This is a genomic window from Streptomyces sp. NPDC051940, from assembly GCF_040680895.1.
Lineage (GTDB): Bacteria > Actinomycetota > Actinomycetes > Streptomycetales > Streptomycetaceae > Streptomyces.
The window spans coordinates 115,218-127,420 of record NZ_JBFAXR010000002.1; the positions used below are offsets into that span (position 1 = coordinate 115,218).

Sequence of the window (12,203 nt, forward strand, 5' to 3'; positions counted from 1 at the left end):
CGGAGCGGTGGAAGCGCTTGCCGTCCCGGCGGGCCGGGCCTGCCGCTCCGGCGGGGCCGGGGCCTCCGGCCGGGAGGCCGCGGATTGTCGGTGGTGGGTCGTACGGTGGATCCATGCGGCCCGTTTCCCAGATCGAACGCAGTATGGCGACCCCCTTCAAGGTCGTCAGCCCCTACCAGCCCAGCGGTGACCAGCCCACCGCGATCAACGAGCTGGAGCAGCGGCTGAAGGACGGTGAGAAGGACGTCGTCCTGCTCGGCGCGACCGGCACCGGCAAGTCGGCCACGACCGCCTGGCTGATCGAGCGGATGCAGCGGCCGACCCTGGTGATGGCGCCGAACAAGACCCTCGCCGCCCAGCTGGCGAACGAGTTCCGCGAGCTGCTGCCGAACAACGCCGTCGAGTACTTCGTCTCCTACTACGACTACTACCAGCCCGAGGCGTACGTTCCGCAGACGGACACGTACATCGAGAAGGACTCCTCGATCAACGAGGAGGTCGAGCGGCTGCGGCACTCCGCGACGAACTCCCTCCTCACCCGCCGCGACGTGATCGTGGTCGCGTCCGTCTCCTGCATCTACGGCCTGGGCACGCCGCAGGAGTACGTCGACCGGATGGTCCCGCTGCGGGTCGGCGAGGAGATCGACCGGGACCAGCTGCTGCGGCGCTTCGTCGACATCCAGTACACGCGCAACGACCAGGCGTTCACGCGCGGCACGTTCCGGGTGCGCGGCGACACCATCGAGATCTTCCCGGTGTACGAGGAGCTGGCCGTCCGGATCGAGATGTTCGGCGACGAGGTCGAGGCCCTGTCCACGCTGCACCCGCTCACCGGCGAGGTGATCAGCGAGGACCAGCAGGCGTACATCTTCCCCGCCTCGCACTACATCGCCGGCCCCGAGCGGATGCAGAAGGCCATCACCGGGATCGAGACGGAGCTCGCCCAGCGGCTCACGGTCCTGGAGAAGGAGGGCAAGCTGCTGGAGGCGCAGCGGCTGCGCATGCGCACGACATACGACCTGGAGATGCTGCAGCAGATCGGCACGTGCTCGGGCGTGGAGAACTACTCCCTGCACATGGACGGCCGCGACACGGGCTCCCCGCCGTACACCCTCCTCGACTACTTCCCGGACGACTTCCTCCTCGTCCTGGACGAGTCGCACGTCACGGTGCCGCAGATCGGCGCGATGTACGAGGGCGACGCCTCCCGCAAGCGGACCCTGGTCGACCACGGCTTCCGGCTGCCGTCCGCGCTGGACAACCGTCCCCTGAAGTGGGAGGAGTTCCTGGAGCGCATCGGGCAGACGGTCTACCTGTCGGCGACCCCCGGCCCGTACGAACTCTCGCGCGGCGACGGCGTGGTCGAGCAGATCATCCGCCCGACGGGCCTGGTCGACCCGGAGGTCGTGGTCAAGCCCACCGAGGGCCAGATCGACGACCTCGTGCACGAGATCCGCAAGCGGACGGAGAAGGACGAGCGGGTCCTCGTCACGACGCTCACCAAGAAGATGGCCGAGGACCTCACGGACTACTTCCTGGAGCTCGGCATCCAGGTCCGCTACCTGCACAGCGACGTCGACACGCTGCGCCGCGTGGAGCTGCTGCGAGAGCTGCGCGCGGGCGAGTTCGACGTGCTGGTCGGCATCAACCTGCTCCGCGAGGGCCTCGACCTGCCCGAGGTCTCCCTGGTCGCGATCCTCGACGCGGACAAGGAAGGCTTCCTGCGCTCCGGCACGTCCCTGATCCAGACGATCGGCCGCGCCGCGCGCAACGTCTCCGGCCAGGTCCATATGTACGCCGACAAGATCACGCCGGCGATGGCGAAGGCCATCGACGAGACGAACCGGCGACGCGAGAAGCAGGTCGCCTACAACAAGGCGAACGGCATCGATCCGCAGCCCCTGCGCAAGAAGATCAACGACATCGTCGCGCAGATCGCCCGCGAGGACGTCGACACGGAGCAGCTCCTCGGCACGGGCTACCGCTCCTCGCGCCCCGCAGCGGCGAAGAAGGACGGCGCGGGCACGCGGTCGCCGGTGCCGGCACTGGGCGGCAAGGCGAAGAAGGCGGCAAAGGCGTCGGGGACACCGACGGACACACCGGTGGCGGAGCTGGCCCAGCAGATCGAGGACATGACGGAACGCATGCGGGGGGCCGCGGCGGAGCTCCAGTTCGAGATGGCGGCGCGGCTGCGGGACGAGGTACACGAGATGAAGAAGGAGCTCCGCCAGATGAGGGAGGCGGGGTTGGGGTAGGGCGTCGCGTTGCGCCTGCGCGGTTCGCGTCCCGCGACCGGCGCCGCCCCGCGCCTCCGGCGCGGGGATTGCCCCCACCCACACACCACCCGTTACGGGTTGCCTTACCTGACGTCGGCGCCTGGGGATCAGAGACGAAGCCGTGCGCGCAAGCACACCCAGGTCGGCGCCGTCGTTGGGCTGGGCCTGGGTCTGGGCCTGGGTCTGGGGCTGGGTCTGGGCCTGGGTCTGGGGCTGAGGCCGGGCCTGGGGCTGAGGCCGGGGCCAGGCCAGGCCTGGGGCTGGGGCCGGGTCTGGGGCTGGGGCCGGGTCTGGGGCTGGTGGCGGTGGGGGTCGTGCGCGCAAGCGTGCCCAGGGGACGTCGAGATGCGCAGCTGAGCCAGACACCCCCATAGCCCGTCCGGCGTTTGAGGACTTCGGGCGAAGCCCGAAACGCGTCAGCCGACGCAACCGCACCCCCAGCCCGTCCGGCGTTTGAGGACTGAGGCGCGCAGCGCCGAACCGCGCCGCAGGCGCCAGCGACACCGGACAATCGCAGCGTGACTGGCACCGGATCCAGCCCGTCCGGCGTTTGAGGACTGAGGCGCGGAGCGCCGAATCGCGCCGCAGGCGCCGGCGCGACCGGACGATTCGAGCGCGACCGGCACCCTTCCCAGCCCGTCCGGCGTTTGAGGACGAGGCGCGCAGCGCCGATCCGCGCAAGCCGGCGCAAGGCGACCCGTCCGCCCACCGGCGGAGCCCGGACGCCACGGGGGCGCGGACCGCAGAACCCGGAGGTCCACGCGCGGCGATGCAACAAGACCGCCACAAATGACGAAACCCCCCGCGCGAACGCCGGCCCGAGCCGAATAGGGTGGCCGTACAAAGCCGCGCCGCAGGCGGTGGCACGTGCGACCGAGGAGGGGACCGTCGTGAGCGTCAACTTGTCCAAGGGGCAGGCGATCAGCCTGGAGAAGTCCGGAGGCGGCAGCCTGTCCGCCGTCCGTATGGGCCTCGGCTGGCAGGCGGCCCCCCGCCGGGGTCTCTTCGGCTCCCGGACGCGGGAGATCGACCTCGACGCCTCGGCGGTGCTGTTCGCCGACAAGCAGCCCGTCGATGTCGTCTTCTTCCGCCACCTCACCAGCGACGACGGCTCCGTCCGCCACACCGGTGACAACCTCGTCGGCGGCGCCGGCCAGGGTGGCGACGACGAGTCGATCCTCGTCGACCTGCAGCGCGTACCCGTGCACATCGACCAGATCATCTTCACCGTGAACTCCTTCACGGGCCAGACGTTCGCCGAGGTGCAGAACGCGTTCTGCCGCCTGGTCGACGAGACCAACGGCCAGGAGCTGGCCCGCTACACCCTGACGGGCGGCGGCAACTCCACCGCGCAGATCATGGCGAAGGTGACCCGTTCCGGCGGCGGCTGGACGATGACCGCCATCGGCTCGCCGGCCAACGGCCGTACGTTCCAGGACCTGATGCCGGCGATCCTGCCGCATCTGTAGACCGGAGACGCGGCCGAGGGCCGCAGGACGCACCGACAGGGGAGGGGCAGGAATGACGGCCGAGCTGGTGCATGGGCAGAACCACCCGCTGCCCGGGGCACGGCTGGAGATCCGACTCACGGCGAACGTGCCCGTGATCGCCGGAGTCACCCTCACCGACGAGCACGGCCGGGTGCCCCGCCCCGAGTGGGTCGGGCACCCGGGCGAGCCCGTCCTCCCCGGTCTGGAGCTGCCCAGACAGGCCGCCGCCGAGCAGCGGCTGGCGGTCGACCTGGGCGCGCTCCCCGACGAGGTCCGCAAGGTCAGTGTCCTGTTGGCCCTGCCCACCGGCGTGGGCGGCCCGGAGCGCTTCGGCACCCTCGCCGCCCCGTACACGGCGGTCACCGCCCTCGACGGCGCGGAGATCGCCAGCTTCACCATCACCGGTCTGGACTCCGAGTCGGCCGTCTTCGCTCTGGAGCTGTACCAGCGCCAGGGCGCCTGGAAGGTCCGCGCGGTGGGCCAGGGTTACGCCGGCGGCCTCGCCGCGATGCTCGCCGACCAGGGTCTGCCGCAGGCCGCCGAGCTGGCCGCCCGGATCAACGACGCCGTGGCCGACGGACTCGCCCGCGCCGTGGGCGCGGCCCCGGCCGGCCCCTCGAACGGCAGCCGTCCGGCGCCGCAGGGCGGCGGCCGTACGACGGGGGTCAACTACCAGCACCCCACCCGCCATTTCACACCCCCACCGCAGCCCACGCCGCAGCCCACCCCCGCGCCGGCGCAGCCCACACCGCAGCCGACCCCCGCCGGCGGCGTCAACTACCAGCACCCGACCCGCGCCACCACCCCCACGCCCCCGCCCGCCGCCCCGCCGCAGCCGCAGCCCGGCGAACCCCGCGTCCCCGTCGCGGGCGACGCGACCGGCTGGTCGATGGAGGAGCGGCTGTACAACCAGGTCTGGGGCATGTTCGAGGACCTGGCCCGGACCGTCGCCGCGTACCGCAGCGCCGTCGACTTCGCCGACTCGCGGATGGAGCGGGAGCTGGAGGGCGTTCTGTCCGACCCCCGCACCCGCGTCGGCCCCGTCGCCGACGCCGCCCGGGAGACGGCCCGCGCCCGCCACATCCAGCTGGTGGACCAGGCCCGCGCCTCCCTCGACCGCGACATCGCCCAGCTGAAGGCCGAGGCGGACGTCGTCGAGCCGGCGCTGCCGCCGCAGTACGCCCGCTGGGACAACCCCGTCTGGCACGGCTACCGCGTACCCACCGAGCACCCCATGGCGCTGCGGCTGGGCGACCTGTCCCTGGAGGAGGCCGGCGGCCTGCGCATCCCGATGCTGATCCGGCTGCCGCTGGAGCGCGGTCTGTGGATCGACACGGGCGCGCGCGACACGTTCGGGCTGGCGGACGCCGACGAGGTCCGCGGCCAGGGGCTGGCGCTCGCCGCCTCCATCGCGGCCCGGCTGCTCGCCATCTACCCGGCGGGCGACTTCGGCGTCCACGTCATCGACCCGGCGGGCGGCGCCGGCACGGCGCTCGCCCCCCTGGTGAGCTCCGGCTCGCTGGCCGCTCCGCCGGCGACGGGGGCGGGCGGCGTGCAGTCGGTGCTCGCCAAGCTGACCCAGCGGGTCGACCTGGTGCAGATGGCGATCCGCAGCGGCGCCGCCGACGCGCTGCCGCCGGACATCGACACGGCCGACCAGCTGCTGGTCGTCCACGACTTCCCGCACGGCTTCGACGACCGGTCGATCACCCAGCTGCGCTACCTCGCCGACGAGGGCCCCTCCGTGGGCGTGCACCTGATGCTGGTCGCCGACCGCCAGGAGTCCGCCGCGTACGGCCCGCTGCTCGATCCGCTGTGGCGCAAGCTGCTGCGCGTCACGCCCGTACCGGAGGACCATCTGGCGGACCCGTGGATCGGGCACGCCTGGACGTACGAGCCGGTCATGGTGCCGCCCGGCAGCCAGGTGCTCACGCAGGTCCTGGCCCAGGTCGGCGCGGCCCGCAGGTCGATGCCGAGCTGACCTCTCGGAGGCCGCCCGGTGGCCGATAATCACCGGATGCCGCCGCTCACCCAGCGCACGCTCAACCGCACGCTGCTCCAGCGCCAGTTCCTCCTCGCCCGTACGTCGGCGGTCCCGCCGTACGACGTGATCAGGCGGCTCGTCGCCGTCCAGGCGCAGGAGCACAACTGGCCCTACGTCGGCCTGTGGACCCGGATCGAGGGCTTCGCCAAGGACGACCTCGTACGACTGCTGGCGGACCGCAGCGTCGTACGCGCCACCATGATCCGCCGCACCGTGCATCTCGCCGCCGCGGAGGACTTCCGCTGGCTGCGGCCGACGGTCGAGCCGGTCGTCACGGCCGCGCTGCGCACCGCGTACTTCCGCCCGCACCTCGAGGGCCTGGACCTGGACGAGCTGGTCGCGGCGGGCCGCGAGCTGCTGGCCGGCCGCACGTTGCCGCGCCGTGAGCTGGGCGCGCTGCTGGCGGAGCGCTTCCCCGGCCGCAAGGCCGCGATGCTGCAGGCGGGCTACGAGGTGCTGGACCCGCTGGTCCATCCGCTGCCCGCCGGCACCTGGGGCGGCTGGAACTCGCGGCCGGTCGCGGTGGCGCGGGCGGCGGAGTTCACCGGGACGGAGCTGGCGGACGGCCCGCGCTTCGAGACGATGATCCTGCGCTATCTGGCGGCCTTCGGCCCGGCGACCGTCATGGACCTGCAGTCCTGGGCGGGCGTGACGCGGCTCCGCCCCGCCGTCGAGGCCCTGCGGCCCCGGCTGCGGGTCCTGTACGACGAGGACGGCCGCGAGCTGTTCGACCATCCGGACGCCGTCCTCGCCGACCCGGACCTGCCCGCGCCGGTCCGCCTGCTCCCGGCCTTCGACAACGTGCTGCAGGGCCACCGGGACCGGGCCAGGATCATCGCCGAGGACGACCGCCGCCGGACGGCTAAGGAGGCGTCCGCCGGCGTGCCGATGTTCCTGGTCGACGGCTTCGTACGGGGGGAGTGGCGGCCGGTGGACGAGGACACCGTCCGGGTGCGCGCGTATGGGCCGCTGACGGCCGCCGAGGAGGAGGCCGTACGGGCGGAGGTGGCCCGGCTGTCGGGGCTGCTGGGCGGGGCGGAACCCCGGGTGCGCTGGGAGCAGGTCTGAGTAAAGCGCCTCCCACCTGCGAGTTTGTACAGAGCTTTACCTTTCCTTGGTGAAGCCTATAGAGTCGTTGGTCCCGGGGGGATCTGCTCCTCCCTACCGTCATCCCGAGTGGTGGGGGCCCGGCCGACCGGCGACGCTGATCGGGACCGAGGTCCCTGGAGGAACAGGTGGACGTTTCACTGACCATGTGGGTGGTGACCGTGGTCGGTCTCTGCGCCCTCATCGCCGTCGACTTCTTCATCGGCCGCAAACCGCACGAGGTCTCCACGAAGGAGGCCGGCATCTGGACGATCGTCTGGGTCGTGCTGGCCGTGCTCTTCGGACTCGGCCTGCTGTTCATGGGCGAGACCCAGGCTTCCGGCGAGTTCTTCGCGGGCTACATCACCGAGAAGTCGCTGAGCGTCGACAACCTCTTCGTCTTCGTCCTGATCATGGCCAAGTTCGCCGTGCCCACGATCTACCAGCAGCGGGTGCTGATGGTCGGCGTGCTGATCGCGCTGGTGCTGCGGGGGATCTTCATCGCCGCGGGCGCGGCGATCATCTCCAGCTTCGCCTGGGTCTTCTACATCTTCGGCGCCTTCCTGATCTGGACCGCCTGGAAGCTCATCCAGGAGGCCCGTGCGGAGGAGCACGACGAGGAGTACGAGGAGAGCAAGCTGATCAAGGCGATCGAGAAGCGCTTCCCGGTCGCCGACCGCTACCACGGCACCAAGCTCGTCATCAGGGAGAACGGCAAGCGGCTGATCACGCCGATGCTGGTCGTGATGCTGGCGATCGGCACGACCGACATCCTGTTCGCCCTGGACTCCATCCCGGCGATCTTCGGTCTCACCCAGGACCCGTACATCGTCTTCACGGCGAACGCCTTCGCCCTGATGGGCCTGCGCCAGCTGTACTTCCTCATCGGCGGTCTGCTGAAGAAGCTGGTCCACCTCAGCTACGGCCTGTCGATCATCCTCGGCTTCATCGGCGTCAAGCTGGTGCTGCACGCGCTGCACGAGTCCGGGGTGCACGTACCGGAGATCGGAATTCCGTTCTCGCTCGGCTTCATCTGCCTCGTGCTGGTCATCACGACCATCACCAGCCTGCGGGCGTCGCGGAAGCTGGACGCGGAGGCCGCGGCGGCGGCCGAGGCCGACACCGCGGAGGGTGAGCCGGCCGACCGCACCTGAGCGAGGGCCCTCTGACAGCGCCCGCCGCACGTCCTGGTCTCCTCGGGATGCGGCGGGCGCTCGCTCGTTGCGGCCGGGAGCGTCAGACCCCCGCCCTAGACTCGAAGCCGTGGTCAGCGCCGTCGTCTTCCTCCCCGCCCCCCTGCCCCGGCAGGGGCGGTTCGCCGTGTGGCATCCCGACGGCACGCCGCCGCCCGGCGCCGACGGCGAACTGGACGTGGCGCTGCCCGACGGCGACGGGGTCGCCGTCCGCCGCGTCCCCGTCCGGCTGCTGACCGTCGCCGACGCCCTCCCGCTGCTCACCGCGGCCCGGCACGACCTGCACGCCCATCGGTCCACCGCCGCCTGGGGCGCCGCCGCCCAGCACGCGCTCCAGCTCGTCGCCCGGGGCCGCCTGCTGCCCGGGCTGACCCCGGAGGGCGCCGACGCGTGGCGGGCCGGCCCGCTCGACGCCGACGACCTCGTGCACGTCCGCGCCATCGCGGCCGCACTGCCCTGGGAGGCCCGCGCCGTGCCGCTGCCCGGCGACGGGCCGCCCGTCCTGCCCGACGCGGAGGGCCTCCTGCGCGCGTTCCTCGACGCCGTCGCCGACACGCTGCCCCGCACCCCGGGCGCCGCGCTGCTGGCCGGCGGGCCGTACGCCGCCCCCGAGGCCCACGAGCTGCCCCGCCTCGCCGACTGGGCGGCCGAGGTCGCCGCGGGCGCCGACGCCGGCGTACGGCTGAGCCTGCGCCTGCACATGGCGGCCCACGAGCTGTACGAGGCGGACGCGCGGCCCGTCACCCTCGTCGTCCAGGTGCACAGCCTCGCCGATCCCACCCTGCTGGCGGACGCCGCCGAGCTGTGGACCGGTGCCGGCGGCGACCTCCTCGGCCCGCGCGCCCGCGTCGACACCGTGCTCGCGCTGCGCCGCGCCGCCCGGCTCTGGCCGCCGCTGGAGCGGCTGCTGGCCAAGCCCGTGCCGGACTGGATGGCGCTGGAGGCGGACGAGCTGTACGACCTGCTCGGTCCCGGCACCCAGCGGCTGGCGGCGGCCGGCATCGCCGTGCACTGGCCGAAGACGCTGGTGCGCGGGCTGACCGCGACGGCCGTGGTCCGCCCGGCGCCGGGCTCCGCGTCGAACGAGACGAGCTTCTTCGACGCCGAGCGGCTGCTGGAGTTCCGCTGGCAGGTCTCGCTCGCCGGAGTGCCGCTGACCGAGGAGGAGATGGACCGCCTCGCCGAGGCGCACCGCCCGATGGTGCAGCTGCGCGACCGCTGGGTGGTCGTGGACCCCGCCCTGGTCCGCAAGGCCCGCAAGCGCAACCTCGGCCTGCTCGACCCCGTCGACGCGCTGGGCCTCGCCCTCACCGGCGAGACGGAGATCGAGGGCGAGCGGGTGGCCGTCCGGCCGCAGGGCACGCTTGCCCAGCTGCGTAACAGGCTCACGCAAGGGGCGGCGCCCCTTACCAGCGAACTGCCGCTGCGCGACTACCAGCTCCGCGGACTGTCCTGGCTCGACCTGATGACCTCCCTCGGCCTCGGCGGCTGCCTCGCCGACGACATGGGCCTGGGCAAGACCATCACCGTCATCGCGCTCCATCTGCACCGCGCCCCCAGCGCCCCCACGCTCGTCGTCTGCCCGGCGTCCCTCCTCGGCAACTGGCAGCGGGAGATCGAGAAGTTCGCCCCGGGACTGCCCGTCCACCGCTACCACGGCTTTGGCCGCTCCCTCGACGGCGCGGACAGCGGTTTCGTCCTCACCACGTACGGCACCATGCGCGCCAGCGCCCCCGAACTCGCCGCCCACGACTGGTCCCTGGTCGTCGCCGACGAGGCGCAGCACGTCAAGAACCCCTACTCCGCCGCCGCCACCGCCCTGCGCACCGTCCCCGCGCCCGCGCGCGTGGCGCTCACGGGCACCCCGGTGGAGAACAACCTCTCCGAACTCTGGGCGATCCTCGACTGGACCACCCCCGGCCTGCTCGGCGGGCTGAAGAACTTCCGCGCCCGGCACGCCCGCCTCATCGAGAGCGAGGGCGACGCGGAGGCGCTGGCCCGGCTCTCCCGCCTGGTCGGCCCGTTCGTGCTGCGCCGCCGCAAGTCCGACCCGGGCATCGTCCCCGAGCTGCCGCCGAAGACGGAGACCGACCATCCGGTGGCGCTCACCAAGGAACAGGCCGTGCTGTACGAGGCGGTGGTCCGCGAGGCGCTGGACGACATCGCCGAGTCGGACGGGATGGCGCGGCGCGGACTGGTGATGAAGCTGCTGGGGGCCCTGAAGCAGATCTGCAACCACCCCGCGCAGTTCCTCCGCGAGGAGACCCACGCGCTGGCGGGCCGCTCCGGGAAGCTGGAACTGCTGGACGAGCTGCTGGAGACGATCCTCGCGGAGGACGGATCGGTGCTGGTCTTCACGCAGTACGTCACGATGGCCCGGCTGCTGGAGCGGCACCTCACCGCGCAGGGCATCGAGTCCCAGCTGCTGCACGGCGGTACGCCGGTGGACCAGCGCCAAAGGATGGTGGACCGCTTCCAGGACGGCGAGGTCCCCGTCTTCCTCCTCTCGCTGAAGGCTGCGGGCACGGGGCTGAACCTCACCCGCGCCGGCCATGTCGTCCACTTCGACCGCTGGTGGAACCCGGCGGTGGAGGAACAGGCCACGGACCGCGCGTACCGGATCGGCCAGACCCAGCCCGTCCAGGTGCACCGGCTGATCACGGAGGGCACGGTGGAGGACCGTATCGACGAACTCCTGCACACCAAGCGGGCGCTGTCCGACGCGGTGCTCGGCGGGGCGGGGGAGTCGGCGCTGACGGAGCTGACGGACACGGAGCTCCGCGAGCTGGTCGCCCTGCGGAGGGAGGCGTGATGAGCACACCCACCGGGCGGGCCGCCGGCGACCGGCGGCGCGACTTCCCGCCGTTCCCCTCGCGCAAGGGCAGCCGGGCGCCGTTCGCGGAGTCGTGGTGGGGGCGGGCGTGGATCGACGCGCTGGAGGAGACCTCGCTGGAGACGGGGCGGCTGAGCCGCGGCCGCACGTACGCGCGCGGCGGGCACGTCCTCGACATCACGGTCACTCCCGGGCGTATCGCCGCGCAGGTCCAGGGCAGCCGGACGCGGCCGTACCGGGCGGAGGTGCGGCTGCGCACCTTCACCGACGAGCAGTGGGACCGGTTCCTCTCGGCCGCCGCCGCCCAGGCCGGGCATCTCGCGGCGCTGCTGGACAAGGACATGCCGCAGACCCTCGCCGAGTCGGCGGCCACGGCGGGCGTGCGGCTGCTGCCCGGTCCCGGCGATCTGGACCCGCACTGCTCCTGTCCCGACACGGGGCATCCGTGCAAGCACGCGGCGGCGCTGATCTACCAGGCGGCGCGGCTGCTGGACGCGGACCCGTTCGTGCTGCTGCTGGTCCGGGGGCGGGGCGAGACGGAGCTCCTCGCGGACCTCGGGCGGCGCAACGCGCTCGCGGGTGCGCGGGAGGTCCGCTCGCCGCAGGTCGCCGGTGTTCCGGCGGCGGACGCCCTGCGGGTGGCGGCGCTGCCGCCGCTGCCTCCGCCGCTGCCCGTGCCGCCCGTGCCGGGGCAGGGGCCGGCGCTGCCCGACGCGCCCGCGGCGGTGGACGCGCCGGCGCTCGAGGTGCTGGCCGCGGACGCGGCTTCCCGGGCGTACGGGTGGCTTTCGCGGGGGGTGGCCGCGTATCCGGCTCCGCCGGATGCCCTGACGCCCTGGCAGGACGCGGTGCGGCTGCTGGCCGCGCTGCCGACGTCGGGGCTCACGGGCGCGGGGCGTGCGCTGCACGCGCGCCTCGCGGCGGGTGCGGATCGTGCTCCCGGGCAGATCGCTCGGGCGGTCGCTGCCTGGCGGCAGGGCGGTGCGGAGGGGCTGCGGGTGCTGGAGGAGCCCTGGGATCCGCCGGCTGGTCCGTTCGACCGGGCGCGGCCGGCGTTCGTCGCTGCGGATCTTCCGGCGCTGCGGCCGCATCGCAATCGGCTCACGGACGAGGCGCGGGGGTTGCAGTTGCGGTACGGGCGCGACAAGCGGTGGTATCCGTACACGGCCGATCCGGGTTCCTTGGACTTCTGGCCCACCGGGCAGCCGGACGCGGATCCGGTGGGGGCGCTCACGGCGCTGCTGGCCGCTGCGGCGTAGCGCGGTTGGTCACGGGGGGCGC

At 72.9% G+C, this 12,203-nt stretch carries 7 protein-coding genes; all 7 read left to right on the top strand.

Annotated elements, in window-relative coordinates:
• The first annotated feature begins 113 nt into the window (after positions 1-113).
• The 7 genes from uvrB (at position 114) to AB0M28_RS01685 (ending at position 12,181) form a co-directional block, all read left to right on the top strand.
• Positions 114-2,255 carry an excinuclease ABC subunit UvrB gene (gene uvrB / locus AB0M28_RS01655; RefSeq protein ID WP_365395949.1) on the top strand — a complete coding sequence of 714 codons (2,142 nt, stop codon included), beginning with the start codon at positions 114-116 and terminating at the stop codon, positions 2,253-2,255.
• A gap of 911 nt (positions 2,256-3,166) precedes the next feature.
• Positions 3,167-3,745, top strand: a complete 579-nt coding sequence (locus AB0M28_RS01660) for a TerD family protein (protein WP_365395952.1) — start codon at positions 3,167-3,169, stop codon at positions 3,743-3,745.
• Between the two features lie 52 nt (positions 3,746-3,797).
• Complete coding sequence (locus AB0M28_RS01665) at positions 3,798-5,747, top strand: TerD family protein (protein WP_365395955.1); 1,950 nt, start codon at positions 3,798-3,800, stop codon at positions 5,745-5,747.
• A 36-nt stretch (positions 5,748-5,783) separates the two neighbouring features.
• Positions 5,784-6,878: a winged helix DNA-binding domain-containing protein gene (locus tag AB0M28_RS01670; RefSeq protein ID WP_365395958.1), complete on the top strand. Its 1,095-nt coding sequence runs from the start codon at positions 5,784-5,786 to the stop codon at positions 6,876-6,878.
• A gap of 167 nt (positions 6,879-7,045) precedes the next feature.
• A complete protein-coding gene (locus AB0M28_RS01675) occupies positions 7,046-8,050 on the top strand; it encodes a TerC family protein (protein ID WP_365395961.1) in 1,005 nt (334 codons plus the stop codon).
• Between the two features lie 109 nt (positions 8,051-8,159).
• Positions 8,160-10,901: a DEAD/DEAH box helicase gene (locus AB0M28_RS01680; RefSeq protein ID WP_365395964.1), complete on the top strand. Its 2,742-nt coding sequence runs from the start codon at positions 8,160-8,162 to the stop codon at positions 10,899-10,901.
• Entirely contained in the window at positions 10,901-12,181 is a 1,281-nt protein-coding gene (locus tag AB0M28_RS01685; RefSeq protein ID WP_365395967.1) for an SWIM zinc finger family protein, read from the top strand. Before AB0M28_RS01680 ends, AB0M28_RS01685 begins: the two co-directional genes overlap by 1 nt.
• Positions 12,182-12,203 lie beyond the last annotated feature (22 nt).